Annotated in this window: 18 protein-coding genes, 1 tRNA gene and 1 pseudogene; 14 read left to right on the forward strand and 6 right to left on the reverse strand. The window is 67.1% G+C overall.

Translation table 11 applies throughout. The features are described 5' to 3' along the window. From ACOJSF_RS11760 to ACOJSF_RS11775, 4 genes and pseudogenes are all read left to right on the forward strand, one after another. Positions 1-493, forward strand: a pseudogene (locus ACOJSF_RS11760) (tRNA pseudouridine(55) synthase TruB); the annotation flags it as partial. Positions 494-500: 7 nt separating this feature from the next. Beyond that, the gene (gene rpsO, locus ACOJSF_RS11765) at positions 501-770 is read left to right on the forward strand and encodes a 30S ribosomal protein S15 (protein WP_420142387.1); all 270 of its coding nucleotides are present in this window, start codon (positions 501-503) and stop codon (positions 768-770) included. A 166-nt stretch (positions 771-936) separates the two neighbouring features. Next, entirely contained in the window at positions 937-3,249 is a 2,313-nt protein-coding gene (gene pnp, locus ACOJSF_RS11770) for a polyribonucleotide nucleotidyltransferase (RefSeq protein ID WP_420142388.1), read from the forward strand. A 173-nt stretch (positions 3,250-3,422) separates the two neighbouring features. Further along, entirely contained in the window at positions 3,423-3,839 is a 417-nt protein-coding gene (locus ACOJSF_RS11775) for a cupredoxin domain-containing protein (protein ID WP_420142389.1), read from the forward strand. Positions 3,840-3,876: 37 nt separating this feature from the next. On the opposite strand, the gene ctrA is transcribed toward ACOJSF_RS11775, so the two are convergent. Together ctrA and ACOJSF_RS11785 are read right to left on the reverse strand one after the other, a co-directional pair. Continuing rightward, a complete protein-coding gene (gene ctrA, locus ACOJSF_RS11780) occupies positions 3,877-4,578 on the reverse strand; it encodes a response regulator transcription factor CtrA (RefSeq protein WP_420142390.1) in 702 nt (233 codons plus the stop codon). 132 nt (positions 4,579-4,710) lie between these two features. After that, positions 4,711-5,880 carry a CaiB/BaiF CoA transferase family protein gene (locus tag ACOJSF_RS11785; RefSeq protein ID WP_420142391.1) on the reverse strand — a complete coding sequence of 390 codons (1,170 nt, stop codon included), beginning with the start codon at positions 5,878-5,880 and terminating at the stop codon, positions 4,711-4,713. Between the two features lie 96 nt (positions 5,881-5,976). Here ACOJSF_RS11785 and ACOJSF_RS11790 point away from each other — a divergent pair, with 96 nt between their 5' ends. Genes ACOJSF_RS11790 through ACOJSF_RS11805 form a run of 4 tightly spaced genes read left to right on the forward strand, consistent with a single transcriptional unit; the run spans position 5,977 to position 9,391 of the window. Next, a complete protein-coding gene (locus ACOJSF_RS11790) occupies positions 5,977-7,473 on the forward strand; it encodes a sensor histidine kinase (protein WP_420142392.1) in 1,497 nt (498 codons plus the stop codon). A 12-nt stretch (positions 7,474-7,485) separates the two neighbouring features. Further along, positions 7,486-7,932, forward strand: coding sequence for a response regulator (locus ACOJSF_RS11795; protein WP_420142393.1), 447 nt, complete (start codon positions 7,486-7,488; stop codon positions 7,930-7,932). After that, a complete protein-coding gene (locus tag ACOJSF_RS11800; RefSeq protein WP_420142394.1) occupies positions 7,932-8,972 on the forward strand; it encodes a sensor histidine kinase in 1,041 nt (346 codons plus the stop codon). Before ACOJSF_RS11795 ends, ACOJSF_RS11800 begins: the two co-directional genes overlap by 1 nt. A 2-nt stretch (positions 8,973-8,974) precedes the next feature. Further along, entirely contained in the window at positions 8,975-9,391 is a 417-nt protein-coding gene (locus ACOJSF_RS11805) for a secondary thiamine-phosphate synthase enzyme YjbQ (RefSeq protein ID WP_420142395.1), read from the forward strand. On the opposite strand, the gene ACOJSF_RS11810 is transcribed toward ACOJSF_RS11805, so the two are convergent. Together ACOJSF_RS11810 and ACOJSF_RS11815 are read right to left on the reverse strand one after the other, a co-directional pair. Continuing rightward, entirely contained in the window at positions 9,371-10,057 is a 687-nt protein-coding gene (locus ACOJSF_RS11810) for an RlmE family RNA methyltransferase (protein ID WP_420142396.1), read from the reverse strand. The genes ACOJSF_RS11805 and ACOJSF_RS11810 overlap by 21 nt on opposite strands. Next, positions 10,054-11,109, reverse strand: coding sequence for a Ppx/GppA phosphatase family protein (locus ACOJSF_RS11815; protein WP_420142397.1), 1,056 nt, complete (start codon positions 11,107-11,109; stop codon positions 10,054-10,056). The genes ACOJSF_RS11810 and ACOJSF_RS11815 overlap by 4 nt, the downstream gene beginning before the upstream one ends. 150 nt (positions 11,110-11,259) lie before the next feature. On the opposite strand from ACOJSF_RS11815, the gene ACOJSF_RS11820 reads away from it, so the two are divergent. Then, positions 11,260-11,333, forward strand: a tRNA-Gln gene (locus tag ACOJSF_RS11820). Between the two features lie 69 nt (positions 11,334-11,402). Here the strand turns inward: ACOJSF_RS11820 and ACOJSF_RS11825 are convergent. Beyond that, positions 11,403-11,666, reverse strand: a complete 264-nt coding sequence (locus tag ACOJSF_RS11825) for a hypothetical protein (RefSeq protein ID WP_420142398.1) — start codon at positions 11,664-11,666, stop codon at positions 11,403-11,405. Between the two features lie 266 nt (positions 11,667-11,932). Here ACOJSF_RS11825 and ACOJSF_RS11830 point away from each other — a divergent pair, with 266 nt between their 5' ends. Both ACOJSF_RS11830 and ACOJSF_RS11835 read left to right on the forward strand, forming a co-directional pair. Then, complete coding sequence (locus ACOJSF_RS11830; protein ID WP_420142399.1) at positions 11,933-12,100, forward strand: hypothetical protein; 168 nt, start codon at positions 11,933-11,935, stop codon at positions 12,098-12,100. 178 nt (positions 12,101-12,278) lie between these two features. Continuing rightward, positions 12,279-12,575: a hypothetical protein gene (locus ACOJSF_RS11835; RefSeq protein ID WP_420142400.1), complete on the forward strand. Its 297-nt coding sequence runs from the start codon at positions 12,279-12,281 to the stop codon at positions 12,573-12,575. Between the two features lie 291 nt (positions 12,576-12,866). Here ACOJSF_RS11835 and ACOJSF_RS11840 read toward each other — a convergent pair whose 3' ends face one another. Then, on the reverse strand, positions 12,867-13,079 hold the full coding sequence (locus ACOJSF_RS11840) for a hypothetical protein (protein ID WP_420142401.1): 213 nt from the start codon (positions 13,077-13,079) through the stop codon (positions 12,867-12,869). A gap of 120 nt (positions 13,080-13,199) precedes the next feature. Between ACOJSF_RS11840 and ACOJSF_RS11845 the strand changes: the two genes are divergently transcribed. From ACOJSF_RS11845 to ACOJSF_RS11855, 3 genes are all read left to right on the forward strand, one after another. After that, positions 13,200-14,492, forward strand: a complete 1,293-nt coding sequence (locus tag ACOJSF_RS11845) for a homoserine dehydrogenase (RefSeq protein WP_420142402.1) — start codon at positions 13,200-13,202, stop codon at positions 14,490-14,492. A 66-nt stretch (positions 14,493-14,558) separates the two neighbouring features. After that, positions 14,559-15,548 (forward strand): class II fructose-bisphosphatase, encoded by a 990-nt coding sequence (gene glpX / locus ACOJSF_RS11850; protein WP_420142403.1) that lies wholly within the window; start codon positions 14,559-14,561, stop codon positions 15,546-15,548. A 295-nt stretch (positions 15,549-15,843) separates the two neighbouring features. Continuing rightward, positions 15,844-16,038: a PspC domain-containing protein gene (locus ACOJSF_RS11855; RefSeq protein ID WP_420142404.1), complete on the forward strand. Its 195-nt coding sequence runs from the start codon at positions 15,844-15,846 to the stop codon at positions 16,036-16,038. The last annotated feature ends 11 nt before the right edge of the window (positions 16,039-16,049 follow it).

Below are 16,049 nucleotides of genomic sequence, written 5' to 3' on the forward strand. Positions count from 1 at the left end.
GCGAGACCGGCTGGAAGCTGCTCCAGCCGCCCACCCCCTCCACCAGCCTGCGGCTGGTCCCCCTCCCCGTTCCGGGGAGGAGCTGAGCGAAGTCACCCTTTCCGCGCGTGTGTCGAAGGGCACCTATATCCGCAGCCTCGCTCGCGACATCGCCCATGCGCTCGGCACGGTCGGGCATGTCGTGATGCTCCGGCGGACCAAGGCGGGGCCGTTCGGGCTTGAAAATGCGATAACAGTGGACAAATTGGAGGAAGCGGCTAAGGCCGCGCGAGTGCAGGAGCTGCTCCTGCCACTGACGGCAGGACTGGTCGACATCCCGGTCTTCCCCGTCTCCCCCGATCAGGCGACCGCGCTCCGCCAGGGACGCACGCTGATCGGGACCGCAGCGTCACCCGGTCTCAACCTCGCCATGCTTGGGGATATGCCCATCGCGTTGGTCGAAGGAGATGCCGAAATACGGGTGGTGCGCGGGTTCAACCTGATGTCGGAGTGACACGATCATGACGATTACCGCCGAGCGCAAGGCCGAAGTCATCAAGGAACATGCCCGCAGCGAGGGCGATTCGGGTTCGCCCGAGGTGCAGGTCGCAATCCTGACCGAGCGCATCGCCAACTTGACCGAGCATTTCAAGACGCACGCGAAGGACAATCACTCGCGTCGCGGCCTGCTGATGATGGTGAACAACCGCCGCAGCCTGCTCGACTATCTCAAGAAGAAGGACGCCGATCGCTACACCGCGTTGATCGCGAAGCTCGGCCTCCGCAAGTAAGGTGAAGGGCGCCTGCGGGCGCCCTTCTCATATCTGCCATCAACGGGACCTAGGCAATTCGGCCGACGTCCAAGGGGCACGAACTGTCCCGCACCGCCGCAGGCCGGACAGCCTGCACACGAGAGGCCCCCGCCGCATCGGGCGACGGGAGGAAGGAAAAACACGAATGTTTGATATCAAGAAGACGGAGATCGAGTGGGGCGGCAAGACGCTGACGCTCGAGACGGGGCGCGTCGCGCGTCAGGCCGATGGCGCGGTGCTCGCGACCATGGGCGAGACGGTCGTGCTGTGCGCGGTGACCGCCGCCAAGACCGTGAAGGACGGGCAGGACTTCTTCCCGCTCACCGTCCACTACCAGGAAAAGTATAGCGCGGCCGGCCGCATCCCCGGCGGCTTCTTCAAGCGTGAGCGCGGCGCGACCGAGAAGGAGACGCTGACCAGCCGTCTCATCGATCGCCCGATCCGCCCGCTTTTCCCCGAGGGTTTCTACAACGAGATCAACGTCATCGCTCAGGTGCTGAGCTATGACGGCGAGAACGAGCCCGACATCCTCGCGATGGTCGCGGCTTCCGCCGCGCTTACCATTTCGGGTGTGCCGTTCATGGGGCCGATCGGCGCGGCGCGCGTCGGCTACCAGAATGGCGAGTATATTCTCAATCCGACGACCGATCAGGTGAAGGAGGGCGAGCTCGACCTGGTCGTCGCTGCCACCGGCAATGCCGTGATGATGGTCGAATCCGAAGCCAAGGAGCTGTCGGAAGAGATCATGCTCGGCGCGGTCGTGTTCGCGCACGAGCAGTCGAAGGTCGTCATCAACGCGATCATCGATCTGGCGGAGAAGGCGGCCAAGGATCCGTGGGATCTGGCCGAGAGCGACGACAGCGCGCTGAAGAAGCAGGTCAAGGACCTGATCGGCGCGGGCATTGCCGATGCCTACAAGCTGACCAAGAAGGCGGAGCGGGTCGCCGCGATCGCCGCCGCCAAGGCGCCGCTGAAGGACGCTTTCGCCGACGCCGATGCCGCGACCAAGCTGAAGGTCGGGAAGATCGGCAAGAAGGTCGAGGCCGATATCGTCCGTCAGGCGATCATCAAGGACGGTCGCCGCATCGACGGCCGTTCGACCACGCAGGTTCGCCCGATCGAGGCGATGGTCCACTTCCTGCCGCGCACGCACGGCTCGGCGCTGTTCACGCGCGGCGAGACGCAGGCGATCTGCTCGACCACGCTCGGCACCGCCGATGCGGAGCAGATGATCGACGGGCTGAACGGCCTCTCCTACGAGCGCTTCATGCTCCACTATAACTTCCCGCCTTATTCGGTCGGTGAAGTGGGCCGCTTCGGCGCGCCGGGGCGTCGCGAAGTCGGCCATGGCAAGCTTGCCTGGCGCGCGCTGCACCCGGTGCTGCCGACGAAGGAGGAGTTCCCCTACACGATCCGCGTCCTGTCCGACATCACCGAGTCGAACGGCTCGTCGTCGATGGCGACGGTGTGCGGCGGCAGCCTGGCGATGATGGACGCGGGCGTTCCGCTCAAGCGTCCGGTCTCGGGCATCGCGATGGGCCTGATCCTCGAGGGCAAGGACTTCGCCGTCCTGTCCGACATCCTGGGCGACGAGGATCATCTCGGCGACATGGACTTCAAGGTCGCGGGCACCAGCGAGGGCATCACCAGCCTGCAGATGGACATCAAGATCGCCGGCATCACCGAGGAGATCATGAAGGTCGCGCTCGCGCAGGCGAAGGACGGCCGCGCGCACATCCTCGGCGAGATGAACAAGGCGCTCGGGCAGGTCGGCGAGCTGTCGGCGCACGCGCCGCGGATCGAGACGATGTCCGTGCCCAAGGACAAAATCCGCGAAGTGATCGGCACCGGCGGCAAGGTGATCCGCGAGATCGTCGCGACCACCGGCGCCAAGGTCGACATCGAGGATGACGGCACGGTCAAGATTTCCTCGTCCGATCCGTCGCAGATCGAGGCGGCGCGGAACTGGATCATCGGCATCGTCGCCGAGCCCGAAGTGGGCAAGGTCTATAACGGCAAGGTCGTCAACATCGTCGACTTCGGCGCGTTCGTGAACTTCATGGGCGGCAAGGACGGCCTCGTCCACGTGTCCGAAATGAAGAACGAGCGGGTCAACAAGCCAACCGACGTCGTGTCCGAAGGCCAGGAAGTGAAGGTCAAGGTCCTCGAGATCGACAATCGCGGCAAGGTCCGCCTGTCGATGCGCGTGGTCGACCAGGAAACGGGCGAAGAGCTGGAAGACACGCGTCCCGCCCGCGAGCCGCGTGAACCGCGCGGCGAGCGCGAGGGTGGCGACCGTCCGCGTGGCGACCGCCGCCGCGAGGGTGGCCGTGGTGGTCGCGGCGAAGGCCGTGGCGACCGGGGCGGCGACCGTCCGCGTCGCGAGCGCAGCGAAGGCGGCGAGGACGGGCCCGCGCCCGAATTCGCGCCGGCCTTCCTGACGGGCGACAAGGACTGATCCTTTCGCCTATCGGCGAACGAAGGAGAGGGCGTCCCTGCGGGGGCGCCCTTTTCGCGTCCGGCGATGCCATGGCGTGGCGGTTCGTCGCATGCCGTGCATCGCTTGCGGGCGAATTTCGTTTCGGGTCGAGCGTGCGCCGGTCTTCGCCGACGCCGAATTGGAGAGACGTGATGAAGCCATCGGCCCCGTTGATTGCCATGCTCGCGCTGGTGGGCGTTGCCGGCCCCGCCGCCGCGCAGAAAGGGCCGGCGTGGGGATCGGGCAAGACCGTGGCGATCACGGTCACAAACGATGGTTTCGCGCCCGCCCGGATCGTGCTGAAGAGCGGGCGGCATTACACGCTGCGCTTCCACAACGTGTCGAATCGCGGGAATAATTTTTCGGCGCAGAAATTCTGCGATAGCGCCCGCGTCGCGCCGCGCGACGCGCGGCTGGTGCACGACGATGAGGTGAACCTGGACGCGGGCCAGGTCGCGACGGTGCGCATCATCGCGCCCGATACGCCGGGTGCGGCCTTCACCTATCGCAGCACGGTGCTCGCCGATGCAGGCAGGAAGATGAAGGGCGATATCTACATCGTGCGGTGACGGCCCCCGCCGGCATCGCGAGTGCAGGTCGCCGGCGTCAGGCGACTTCGGCGACCTCGGCCTCGTGCGGCTCACGCAGAACGTAGCCCCGGCCCCACACGGTCTCGATATAATTCTCGCCGCCACAGGCCAGGCTGAGCTTCTTGCGCAGCTTGCAGATGAACACGTCGATGATCTTGAGCTCGGGCTCGTCCATGCCGCCATAAAGGTGGTTGAGGAACATTTCCTTGGTCAGCGTCGTGCCCTTGCGGAGCGAAAGCAGCTCCAGCATCGCATATTCCTTGCCGGTCAGGTGCACGCGCGCGCCGTCGACCTCCACCGTCTTGGCATCGAGATTGACCGACAATTTGCCGGTACGGATGACCGACTGGCTGTGCCCCTTCGAACGGCGGATGATCGCATGGATGCGGGCCACCAGTTCCTCGCGGTGAAAAGGCTTGGTCACGTAATCGTCCGCGCCGAAACCGAGCGCGCGAACCTTCGCCTCCATCTCGCTCGTGCCCGACAGAATCAGGACGGGCGTTTGCACGCGCGCGGTGCGCAGCTTCTTGAGCACGTCGTAACCGGTCATGTCCGGCAGGTTGAGGTCGAGCGCGATCAGGTCGTAATCGTAGAGCTTGCCGAGATCCAAGCCCTCTTCGCCCAGATCGGTCGTGTAGACATTGAATCCCTCGGAGTTGAGCATCAACTCGATCGAACGGGCGGTCGTGGGATCGTCTTCGATAAGCAGCACGCGCATAGCTTAATCCCTGTCCTCTCCCGGGCTTTCCCAGCCCGCCAATGCTGAACGTCGTGGTTAACGTCGCCGGTAATGAAGGTTAAAGGTTAACGACCTCCTAAACGCATTTACCTTTTCCACATATCCGCCCCATTACGGATCAAGTCGCGCAAATTGTCGCTGTATCTCGTCATCATGTTCGCCGTGGAGCGGCGGCGGGCGGCGATAGGACAGGGTCGCCTCGGCAAAGCGAATCGGATTGGCGAGCATCGGCAACGCGCCGGCAACGGGGTGGTCGAGCGTCGTGACCATGCCCCGGTGGGCGATCTGGGGATCGGTCAGGACCTGCGGCACGCTGTTGATCGGGGCGGCAGGCACCCCGGCCGCGTCGAGCAACGCGACCCAGTCGGCGCCGGGCCGCGCGGCGAGCGCCGCCACCAGTAGCGGACGAAGCGCGTCATAATGATCCACGCGGCCCGCATTGCGCGCGAAGCGCGGGTCGCTGGCCAGTTCGGACCGCCCGATCACATCGCACAGCTTCGCGAATTGGCCGTCATTGCCCACCGCGAGCACGATATGTCCTTCGCCGGTCGGAAACACGTCCTGCGGCTGGATATTGGGATGGCGGTTTCCGCGCCGTGTCGGCGTCACGCCGCCGACCAGATGGTTCATGCCCTGGTTGAGCAGGGATGCCGTCATCACGTCGAACAGGGCGAGATCGATATGGTCCCCGCGTCCGGTCGCGTCACGGCGGCGGAGTGCGGCGAGGATGGCGGTGGTGGCGTACAGCCCGGTCAGCATGTCGACCACGGGCAGGCCGACCTTCTGCGGGCCCCCGCCGGGACGGTCGTCGGCCTCCCCCGTGACGCTCATCAGCCCGCCCATCGCCTGGATCATGAAGTCGTAGGCCGCCTGGTTGGCGCGTGGGCCGTCCTGGCCGAAGCCCGTGATCGAGCAGTAGACGATGTCGGGCTTGGCCTCCCTCAGGCCGGCATAATCGAGCCCGTAGCGCGCCAGCCCGCCGGCCTTGTAGTTTTCCAGCACGACGTCCGACTTCGCGGCGATCCGTCGCACCAGCGCCTGCCCCTCGGCGGTCGCGATATCGATCCGGATCGAGCGTTTGCCGCGATTGGCGGCGAGGAAGTAAGCGGCGTCGCCATTGGCGAGGAACGGCGGCCCCCAGCCGCGCGTATCGTCGCCGCCGTCGGGCCGCTCGACCTTGATCACGTCGGCGCCGAGATCGGCGAGCACCTGCCCTGCGAGGGGGCCGGCGAGGATGCGGCTCAGATCGAGCACGCGAACATCGTGGAGCGGAGCAGTCATGCCACCGTCTTAGGCCCGATGCGGGACGTGCCAAAGCATCGTTCCGGGGGCGACCTGCTGCTTGCTTTCGGGGGCGATCCATCTATCGGAAACGGAATGCGTTTCCTGCCCCGCGATGCCGTTGTGTCGGACCGCTGGTTCAACCGGCTGGTGATGGGCGGAATCGCGCTGGGATTCCTCCTGGTAATCGCCGCGGCCGCGTTCGCCGCATGGGCGACGCAGCAGGCGCAGGCGCATACGCGCTGGGTGTCGCATACCTATCAGGTCAAGGAGGCTTTGGCCGATTATTATGCCGAGGCGCTGCGGCTCGATGCCGCGCGGCGCGGTGTGCTCCTGGACGATGATCCCCGCATCGCGCGGGCCTTTGAAGAAGCCGACGCCGCGGTCGGCCCGGCACTGGCCCGCGTGCGGCGGCTCACCGTCGACAATCCGGTTCAGGAGCGGAATCTGGCGGCGCTCGAGGCGGTGGCGATGGCCCACTCGCGCGAGGTGCACAATACGTTCCGCCAGGCGCTGGCGGGCGACCGCACGGGGGCAATCGCATCGTTTCGCGAAGGCCGGAGCGTCCAGCTCGTGCTGGATGTGCGCAGGCAAGTGCGGCGCATGGTGGACGAAGAAGACCGCCTGCTGGTCGATCGCAACGCCGCGCAGGAACGCGGCGCGCGGCTCTTCTATGCCAGCATTGCCCTCGTCGCCGTTCTTCTGTTTGCGGTGGCGGCCGCCACGATCATCGTCATCCGGCGCTATACCCGCGACCTGACATCGTCGCGTAACGCCTTGCGCCAGCTCAATCAGAATCTCGAAGCGGCGGTGCGCGAGCGGACGACCGATCTTCAGCGCGCCAACGAGGAAATCCAGCGCTTCGCCTATATCGTCAGCCACGATCTGCGTTCGCCGCTGGTCAACGTGATGGGGTTCACGGCCGAGCTGGAGGCTGCGACCAAGCGGTTGGGCAAGCTGATGGACCGGGTCGAGCTCGACGCGCCCGATCTGGCGGACGAGGATGCGCGGCTGGCCGCGCGCGAGGACCTGCCCGAGGCGATCGGCTTCATCCGCACCTCGACGCAGAAGATGGACCGGCTGATCAACGCGATCCTGCGCCTGTCGCGCGAGGGGCGCCGCCCGATCACACCGGAGCGGCTGGAGATGGACGGCCTGCTACACGGCATCGCCGATTCGATGCGGCATCGGACCGACGAACTCGGCATCGAGCTCACGATCGCGCCCGGCTCGCCATCGATCGTGAGCGACCGCGTCGCGGTCGAGCAGATCTTTTCGAACATCATCGAGAACGCGACGAAATATCTTCGTCCCGGGGAGCCCGGGCGGATCAAGGTCAGCGGTACGCTGCGCGCCGGGCGCGCGGTCTTCACGGTTGCGGACAATGGGCGCGGGATCGATCCGCGCGACCATGACCGCATCTTCGACCTGTTTCGCCGCTCCGGAATGCAGGACCAGCCGGGCGAGGGTATCGGACTCGCGCATACCCGCGCCTTGGCCTATCGCCTCGGCGGAACGATCACGGTGGACTCGCAGCTGGGGGAGGGGGCGTCCTTTCACGTCACCCTGCCCACGGTCTATGCGGGGGACTAGAAGGGTATTGAGATGAACAACCAGCAACCCGTCAACATCATCATGATCGAGGACGATGAGGGCCATGCGCGTCTCATCGAAAAGAATATCCGGCGCGCCGGCATCTCGAACGACATCCGTCATTTCACCGACGGGACGAGCGCGCTCAACTATCTCTACGACGATCCGACGGGCCCGGCGCAGAACGGGCCGGCGCTGATGCTGCTCGACCTCAACCTGCCCGACATGAGCGGGACGGACATCCTCGCGCGGATCAAGGCCGAGGGCAGCGTGCTCAAGCGCACACCCGTCGTGGTGCTGACGACCACCGACGACAAGGTCGAGATCCAGCGCTGCTACGATCTCGGCTGCAACGTCTACATCACCAAGCCCGTCAATTATGAGAGCTTCGCCGACGCGATCCGCCAGCTCGGCCTGTTTCTCTCGGTGATCCAGGTGCCGGACCTGCCCGAATCCTGATGGCGGAAGAGCCGCGCGCGCCGCACATCCTGTACATCGACGATGACGAGGGTCTTCGTCGGCTGGTAGCGCGCGCGCTGAAGCGGCGCGGCTATGAGGTCGCGACTGCGGGCAGCGGGCAGGAAGGCGCCGCGATGGCGGCGGCGCAGCGTTTCGATCTGGTTGCGGTCGACCATTATATGCCGGGGCAGGACGGACTGGCGACACTCGCCGCGCTGCGCGCGCTCGATGCGCCGCCGCCGGTCATCTACGTCACCGGATCGGAAGAGAGCCGCATCGCCGTCGCCGCGCTGAAGGCGGGCGCGATCGACTATGTGGTGAAGTCGGTCGGGGAGGATTTCTTCGATCTGCTCGCGCGTAGTGTCGATCAGGCGCTGGTCGCGGTGCGCCTGCAGGCCGAGAAGGAGCATGCCGAGGCGCAACTGCGCGAGAGCAATCAGCGGCTCCAGGCGATGCTGCACGAGGTCAATCACCGCGTTTCAAACAGCCTCCAGCTCGTCTCCGCCTTCGTCCACATGCAGGCACGCAGCGTTTCGGGCGAGGATGCGCGGTCCGCGCTGGAAGATACGCAGCGGCGGATCGAAGCGATCTCGCAGGTCCATCGCCGGCTTTACACGTCCGATTCGGTCACGAAGGTGGACATGGCCGACTATCTCGCCGCGCTGGTCGGGGAGTTGCAGGAGGCCTGGTCCACACCCGAGGCGCCCCGGACGCTGACGCTCGACGCCACGCCCATGCGGCTCAGCACCGACAAGGCGGTCGCGGTGGGCGTAATCGTCAACGAGCTTGTCTCGAATGCGTGCAAATATGCTTATCCCGCCGATCAGGCGGGCGAGGTGCGGACCGCTCTGCATGTGGAGGGCGGCGATTTCGTGCTGACGGTCGAGGATGACGGCTGCGGCATGCCGGCGGACGGGAGCATCAAGGGGACTGGTCTCGGTTCCAAGCTCGTGGTTGCGATGGCGCGGACGCTGAAGGCGCGGATGCAGCACGATCCCGACGCGCGCGGCGTGCGGGTGATGCTGACCGCGCCCGCCTGACCATGCGGCAGGCAAGCGCGCGGATCGAGGTCGCGACGCGCGGCCCCGGACTGTACGAATTCACCCGCGACGTGGCGCGCTGGATCGACGGGAGCGGGATCGAGGAAGGGCTGCTGACGCTGTTCTGCCGCCACACCTCGGCCTCGCTGCTGATCCAGGAGAATGCGGCGCCCGAAGTGAAGGATGATCTGCTCGCCTTCTTCGCCCGAATCGCGCCCGAGGGCGGCGACTATCTCCATGACGATGAGGGGCCGGACGACATGCCCGCGCATCTGCGTGCCGCGCTGACGCAGGTTTCGCTGTCCGTGCCCGTCGTTGACGGACGGATGGTGCTCGGCACGTGGCAGGGGCTCTATCTCTTCGAGCATCGCCGCGCAGCGCATCGGCGGACGGTAGCGCTACACCTGATCGGGGCGTGACGCCGGCGCGCCCTTGAAGCCCTGCGCAATCACATACCATTCGGACGAGTCCTTGCGGCTCGCCGGGGGCTTGGCATGTTTGACCGTCGCGAACATCCGCTTGAGCAGCGCCACCAGCTCATGATCCGCCCCGCCCGCCAGAACCTTGGCGACGAACGCGCCGCCGGGCTCGAGCACTTCGCCCGCGAAATCGGCGGCGGCCTCGACCAGCCCCATCGTGCGGAGGTGGTCGGTCTGCTGATGCCCGACGGTATTCGCCGCCATGTCGGACAAGACGAGGTCGGCCTTGCCGCCGAGCGCCTCGGCCAGCAAGGCAGGCGCGGCATCGTCCATGAAGTCCATCTGGAACAGCGTCACGTCGTCGATCGGATCGGTCGGCAGCAGATCGATTCCGACGATGCGCGTCGCGGCGTTGCGACGGCGGACGACCTGTGTCCACCCGCCCGGGGCAACGCCAAGGTCGATCACGCGCCGCACGCCGCGCAACAGCCCGAAGCGCTCGTCCAGCTCGATCAGCTTGTAGGCGGCGCGGCTGCGATAGCCCTCCGCCTTGGCGCGCCGGACATAAGGGTCGTTGAGCTGGCGTTCGAGCCAGCGCGTCGAGGCGGCGGTCCGTCCCCGCGCCGTCCGCACCCGCTGACGCCCGCCCGATCCGCCCCGGCTCATGCTCGCCGCAACTCGTGCGCCATCAGCGTGCGCAATATCCCCTCGCGAATCCCGCGATCGGCAACGCTCAGCCGCTCGGCGTCCCACAGATCGAGGATCGATTCGAGGATCGCGCAGCCCGCGACGACCAGGTCGGCGCGCTCGGTGCCGATGCAGGGCAGCAGCGCGCGCTGGCCGACCGACAGTCCCGCGAGCCGCTGGCTAACCTGGCGCATCGCCTCGGCCGGGACGATCGCGCCGTCGACCGCGCGCCGATCATAATTGGGCAGATCGAGGTGCAGGCTGGCGAGCGTGGTGACCGTCCCGCTCGTCCCCAGCAGCCGCCCGCCCGTCACGCCCCGCCCGGCGAGCGTGCGGGCAAAGGGGGCGAATGCTTCGGCGACGCGCGCGCGCATGCGGGCATAGGACTGACGCAACGCCGCCTCGCTGTCGCCGTCATGCGGCTCACTCTCGCTGAGCGACACCACGCCCCACGGCGCCGAGAACCAGTCGTCGATGCGCGGGCCGCCCTCGCTCTCCCCGTCGAGCAGGACGAGTTCGGTCGATCCGCCGCCGATGTCGAACACCAGAGCGGGGCCGTTGCCCGGCTCGAGCAGCGCCTGGCAGCCGGTGACCGCAAGCCGCGCCTCCTGCTCGGCGCTGATGATCTCAAGCTGGATGCCGGTCTCCTCGCGCACGCGGGAGACGAATGCCGCGCCATTGGTCGCCCGGCGGCAGGCCTCGGTCGCGACCGAGCGGACCAGCGTCACGTTGCGGCGGCGCAGCTTGTCCGCGCAGATGGCGAGCGCCGCGACCGCGCGGTCCATCGCCAGGTCGCTCAGCCGGCCGGTCGCGGCCAGCCCCTCGCCCAGCCGGACGATGCGCGAGAAAGCGTCGACCACCACGAAGCCGTCACCGGCGGGACGGGCGATCAGCAGGCGGCAATTGTTGGTGCCCAGATCCAGCGCGCCATAGGTGCCGCGCATGGACTGTCCCCGCCCGCCCCTTGGCGGAGGCGCCACGCCGTGGCGATCGCCGCCCGGCGCAGGCGCCGCTTGCGTGCGCTCTGCCATTGTCGCCGTCTCTTATATTCTCCGCGACGCCCCACAGGCGTCCGGTACTTGAGGCCGACCTTACGGCGCGCCGTACCATGCGGCAAGAGATGGGCCAGCAATCGCCCGCGTTGACAGGGGAGGGGCGCTTGCCTATCTGGCGCCCCGCATTGCCCCGTCGTCTAAAGGTAAGACTACGGACTCTGACTCCGTCAATTGAGGTTCGAATCCTCACGGGGCATCCAGCTATTCCGGACATGAAAAAGGGGCGGTGCCGTTGGCACCGCCCCTTTTCTTTTTCGGCTGAAGCCGGATCAGCGGCTGGCGAGCTGAACCGGGCGCGCCTTGGGCACCGGATATCCGACGCGCTGGCCGTCGATGACGCCGGTCACGTAGCCGTTCTTGACGCGCAGATCGAACTGCGAACCGCTGACCCGGTCCTCGCCGCGCAGAACGCGGGTGTCACCCTGGACATCAACGGTGCCGACGACCTTCAGGCCATCACGCTCGAACACGAGCGGATCGGCGAGCGCCGGAGCGGCAACGAGGGCGGCGATCGGAAGGATGAACTTGATCATGGCAATCTCCATTCAGTTGGACTTGCCTCTCGCAGATCGTGTGTTTTTGTTGCGGTGCAGCAATTACGAAGCGGCGACGCACTGTGCAATTTCAATGACAAACTGCATGGTTGCGTTTCGTGCATCTGGCTGTCGTCGTGTGTTGGTGCCGGCCCATCGCACGCGAGTCCCTTCGGAAGCGCGGAAGTGGTAAGAAGGACCATCGGCAGGCGATGTGGCACCGATCCCTCAAGGACGCGGCCCTCGCCAAGACCGGGAGATGGAGAATGGACCTGAACGACCTGTATCATCGCCGGGGCGAATCGCTGCTGCGCGCGGTGACCGCTGCGAGCGAATCGATTCGCCAAGCGCATCTGAATAAGGCCCAAAGCTATGCCGAGCAGATCGGCCGGACGCGCAGCCTGCGCATAAGAAAGCTGCGTACGGCCGGATAGGGCGCCGCCTGTTCCGCGCGGTGCCACGCCGCCCGAATGCTGCGCCTGCGTCGATTGAACGGGCTGGTCGAGCAGCCAATTCCGGATGTTCGAGGCGATCTCATCTCATGGGGCGCTTGCGGTCTTGGCGCGTTGCAGTTCAGGCGCGATGGATTGGCCCGCGCATGAGGAGACCGGAATGCAAGAGACCGTGACGCCGCCGACCCCGCTGCCGCCCGCCGCGCAGGCGCCCTATCCACCGCAGCCAGCGCCGCAGCCTCATATCGACATTCCCGTCGCCGCCAAAGAGGAGAGCGCAACGACTCCCAAGGTCGGGGCGCTGGGCATCACGCTGATCGGCGGTGCGCTCGCGGGCGCGGTCGGACTCCTGCTCGCGGTGCCGCTGCTCCGCCGCCAGAAGTCGGGCAAGCGGCCGGCGGCGAAGTCGTCGGCGCGCCGCACCGGCGGCCGCCCCCGGCGTACCAAACAGGGATAAGGGTACGCCGAGGCCTCGGTCGAGGCCTCGGCACCTTTTCATCGAACAGGTCCGGCGGTCACGCTCACGCCGCACGAGGCCGGCGAGGTTCAGCCGTGCCGTGGCCCCGCGGGCTGCTCATTGCCGGTATCGCCGGCGGCGGAGTCCGCGTCGAAGTCCTCGGGAGTTCCGCCCCCGCCCGCGCCAGCACCGGAACCGTGAACGGCGCCGTCACGCGCCACTGACGGCGCGCGGCCGCGTTCGGCCGCGCCCGGATCGCCATCGCGACCTGCCTGATCGTCCCGGCCCATGTCAGGGCTTCACCGCGGGCTGGCTGATGTTCGCGACATCAGGCTGGATGCCGCCCTGCGCGCCCGCGCCTCCCATATTCCCCAGGCCCTTGGTCACCTCGCCCGCGCGCGCGGCGCGGATGCGGCGGGCGCGTTCCTCCGCCTCGACGCTGGTAAGCTGTTCGTCGGTCATCGCCTCGGCGTCGGTCAGTGCCTCGTTCAGCCGATCGGCCATCGTCCTTCTCCTCACATCTGACGTGTCCTCGCTCAACGATGGGGCGGGGGCCGCCGTTCCGGCGATGCGACGGGCCGCAGGGTTGCAACGACGGCGCGCGCGGCTAGGGGGTGGGGTACCATGACAGACAAATTGCGCATCGCCCTCGCCGGGCTCGGCACCGTGGGCGCGGGGGTGGTCAAGCTCCTCGCCGAAAATCAGGCGCTGATCGAACGGCGGGCCGGGCGCGGTATCACGCTGGTGGCTGTCTCGGCGCGCGACCGCACGCGCGATCGCGGCATCGACCTCGGCGGCATCGAGTGGGTCGACGATACGGCGGCGCTCGCCGCGCGCGACGATGTCGACGCGGTGGTCGAGCTGATCGGCGGTTCGGACGGGCCGGCGCTCACGCTCGCCCGTGCCACGCTGGCGGGCGGCAAGGCGCTGGTGACCGCCAACAAGGCGATGATCGCGCATCACGGCCTGGAACTGGCCGAGGCGGCCGAGCGCGCCGGCACCGCGCTCAAATATGAAGCGGCGGTGGCCGGCGGGATCCCGGTGATCAAGGGGCTGCGCGAGGGCGCGGCGGCCAATGCGATCAACCACGTCTACGGCGTGCTCAACGGCACCTGCAATTATATCCTGACGACGATGGAGACGGCGGGGCGCGACTTCGCCGACGTCCTGGGCGAGGCGCAGGCGCTGGGCTATGCCGAGGCCGATCCGAGCTTCGACATCGACGGGGTCGACGCCGCGCACAAGCTGTCGATCCTGTCGAGCCTGGCCTTCGGCACCGCGATCGACTTCCCCGCCGTACAGGTGACGGGCATCCGCCACGTGATCGCCGCCGACATCGCCGAGGCGGCGGCGCTCGGCTTCAAGGTCCGGCTGGTCGGATTGGGCGAGGCGGGGCCAAAGGGACTGTTCCAGCGTGTCCACCCCTGCCTCGTGCCGATCGATCATCCGCTGGCGCACGTCACCGGATCGCTCAACGCGGTGGTGGCCGACGGCAATTATGTCGGCCGGCTGCTGTTCCAGGGGCGCGGCGCGGGCGAGGGGCCGACCGCGAGCGCCGTCGTGGCCGACCTGATCGATATCGCCCGCGGCGAATATGGCCCCGCCTTCGCGATGCCGGTGCAGAGCTTGATCGCACCCCAGCATGCCCCGGCGGGCGAGCGGCGGGGACGCGCCTATCTGCGCTTTACCGTCGCCGACAAGCCGGGGGTCCTCGCCGAGTTGACGGCGGCGATGCGCGACGCCGGCGTTTCGATCGAAAGCCTGATCCAGCGCGGCGCCACCGCCGACGGCAGCGTACTGCTGGTGATGGTCACGCACGAGGGGCCGGAGAGCTGCGTCACCCACGCGCTCGAGAAGCTGGAAGGATCGCCCAGCCTGCTCGGCGCGCCCATGCTGATGCACATCCTGGATAATTGAATAACGAAAATCGGTTTTCTCGACTTTGTCGCAGGGCCGCCCTAATCGCTCCTCCGACCTCACTGCATGGAGACCAGCTCAATGGCGATCGTCGCATCCCAGGCCCTCGATCGCGTTCTGGTGCTGGAAATGGTGCGGGTGACGGAGGCGGCGGCGATCGCCGCCTCGACCCTGATCGGGCGCGGCGATGAAAAGGCGGCCGATGCGGCCGCGGTCGAGGCGATGCGCGCGGCGTTCAACAATCTCGATTTCGACGGCACCGTCGTGATCGGCGAGGGTGAGCGCGACGAGGCGCCGATGCTGTATATCGGCGAGAAGGTCGGGCGCGGCACCGGCCCCAAGATCGACATCGCGCTCGATCCGCTCGAAGGCACGACGATCACCGCCAAGGCGGGGCCGAACGCGCTCGCGGTGCTGGCCATCGCTGAGCAGGGCGGGCTGCTCAACGCGCCCGACGTCTATATGGACAAGCTGGCGATCGGGCCGGGATACGAGAAGGGGCTCGTCAGCCTCGACCGCACGCCGACCGAGAATATCTGCGCGCTGGCGAAGGCGAAGGGCGTCGAGCCGCACGAGATCATCGCCTGCGTGCTCGACCGGCCGCGCCATGAAAAGCTGATCGCCGAGCTGCGCCAGATCGGATGCGGCATCATGCTGATCCCCGACGGCGACGTGGCGGGCGCGATGTCGGTGACCGACCCCGACACCACGATCGACATCTACCTGGGTTCGGGCGGGGCGCCCGAAGGCGTGCTGGCGGCGGCCGCGCTGACCTGCATCGGCGGGCAGTTCCAGGGGCGGCTGCTGTTCCGCAACGAGGACGAGCGCGCGCGCGCCCACAAATGGGGCGTGACCGACCTCGACAAGATCTATGAGCTGCAGGATCTGGTGAAGGGCGACGCGATCTTTGCAGCGACCGGCGTGACCGACGGCTCGCTGCTCAAGGGCGTCAAGCGGCGCACGACCGGCATCACGACCGAAAGCGTGGTGATGCGCGCCAGTTCGGGCACGGTTCGCTGGGTGCGCGGCGAACACCGCAAGGATTTTGCGTTCTGATCCGCCAAGATACGGCGGGATTTGCTAAATCCTAGCGCTCGAACGTGAGTTCGGCTGCGTCAGTTTCTGTATGTTGCCCTGGAGTTGGTTTGGCACGGTCCCTGCAAAAGTGATGGCAATGCCCGGATGATCGGGCGCTCATCACGAAGGACCGTACCATGACCTCTTCTTTCTCCTCGTTCGCCGCGCAGCTTGGCGTCGGCCTGTTCGCGCTGCTGGGCAGCGCCGTCTGCCTCCTGTCGGCCACCGGTCCAGTCGCCCTGATCGGCTGAGGCCAGCAAGCGGGAGACTTCCGATGATCCGCGATGCGAAAAATGGATTGGTGTCCGAGGGCGGCATGCTGCTCGGCACCTGTTCGATCATATCCGAGCGGACGGGGCTGGCCCCGGTGGTCGTGCGCGGCGCGATGATCGTCGCGGCATGCCTGTGGTTCAAGCTGACCGTCCTGCTCTACTGCCTCGGCGCCGTCGTCCACCGGCTGCGGCGCTGAAGGCGGCCGGG

The sequence above is a fragment of the Sphingomonas sp. genome (assembly GCF_048594985.1).
In the GTDB taxonomy this organism is placed as follows: Bacteria; Pseudomonadota; Alphaproteobacteria; order Sphingomonadales; family Sphingomonadaceae; genus Sphingomonas_I.

What these genes read in the sequence shown, in the direction of transcription:
- rpsO (WP_420142387.1), top strand. Translation starts at nt 501, where the DNA reads ATGACGATTACCGCCGAGCGCAAGGCCGAAGTCATCAAGGAACATGCC.
- pnp (WP_420142388.1), top strand. Translation starts at nt 937, where the DNA reads ATGTTTGATATCAAGAAGACGGAGATCGAGTGGGGCGGCAAGACGCTG.
- ACOJSF_RS11775 (WP_420142389.1), top strand. Translation starts at nt 3,423, where the DNA reads ATGAAGCCATCGGCCCCGTTGATTGCCATGCTCGCGCTGGTGGGCGTT.
- ctrA (WP_420142390.1), bottom strand. Translation starts at nt 4,578, where the DNA reads ATGCGCGTGCTGCTTATCGAAGACGATCCCACGACCGCCCGTTCGATC.
- ACOJSF_RS11785 (WP_420142391.1), bottom strand. Translation starts at nt 5,880, where the DNA reads ATGACTGCTCCGCTCCACGATGTTCGCGTGCTCGATCTGAGCCGCATC.
- ACOJSF_RS11790 (WP_420142392.1), top strand. Translation starts at nt 5,977, where the DNA reads ATGCGTTTCCTGCCCCGCGATGCCGTTGTGTCGGACCGCTGGTTCAAC.
- ACOJSF_RS11795 (WP_420142393.1), top strand. Translation starts at nt 7,486, where the DNA reads ATGAACAACCAGCAACCCGTCAACATCATCATGATCGAGGACGATGAG.
- ACOJSF_RS11800 (WP_420142394.1), top strand. Translation starts at nt 7,932, where the DNA reads ATGGCGGAAGAGCCGCGCGCGCCGCACATCCTGTACATCGACGATGAC.
- ACOJSF_RS11805 (WP_420142395.1), top strand. Translation starts at nt 8,975, where the DNA reads ATGCGGCAGGCAAGCGCGCGGATCGAGGTCGCGACGCGCGGCCCCGGA.
- ACOJSF_RS11810 (WP_420142396.1), bottom strand. Translation starts at nt 10,057, where the DNA reads ATGAGCCGGGGCGGATCGGGCGGGCGTCAGCGGGTGCGGACGGCGCGG.
- ACOJSF_RS11815 (WP_420142397.1), bottom strand. Translation starts at nt 11,109, where the DNA reads ATGGCAGAGCGCACGCAAGCGGCGCCTGCGCCGGGCGGCGATCGCCAC.
- ACOJSF_RS11825 (WP_420142398.1), bottom strand. Translation starts at nt 11,666, where the DNA reads ATGATCAAGTTCATCCTTCCGATCGCCGCCCTCGTTGCCGCTCCGGCG.
- ACOJSF_RS11830 (WP_420142399.1), top strand. Translation starts at nt 11,933, where the DNA reads ATGGACCTGAACGACCTGTATCATCGCCGGGGCGAATCGCTGCTGCGC.
- ACOJSF_RS11835 (WP_420142400.1), top strand. Translation starts at nt 12,279, where the DNA reads ATGCAAGAGACCGTGACGCCGCCGACCCCGCTGCCGCCCGCCGCGCAG.
- ACOJSF_RS11840 (WP_420142401.1), bottom strand. Translation starts at nt 13,079, where the DNA reads ATGGCCGATCGGCTGAACGAGGCACTGACCGACGCCGAGGCGATGACC.
- ACOJSF_RS11845 (WP_420142402.1), top strand. Translation starts at nt 13,200, where the DNA reads ATGACAGACAAATTGCGCATCGCCCTCGCCGGGCTCGGCACCGTGGGC.
- glpX (WP_420142403.1), top strand. Translation starts at nt 14,559, where the DNA reads ATGGAGACCAGCTCAATGGCGATCGTCGCATCCCAGGCCCTCGATCGC.
- ACOJSF_RS11855 (WP_420142404.1), top strand. Translation starts at nt 15,844, where the DNA reads ATGATCCGCGATGCGAAAAATGGATTGGTGTCCGAGGGCGGCATGCTG.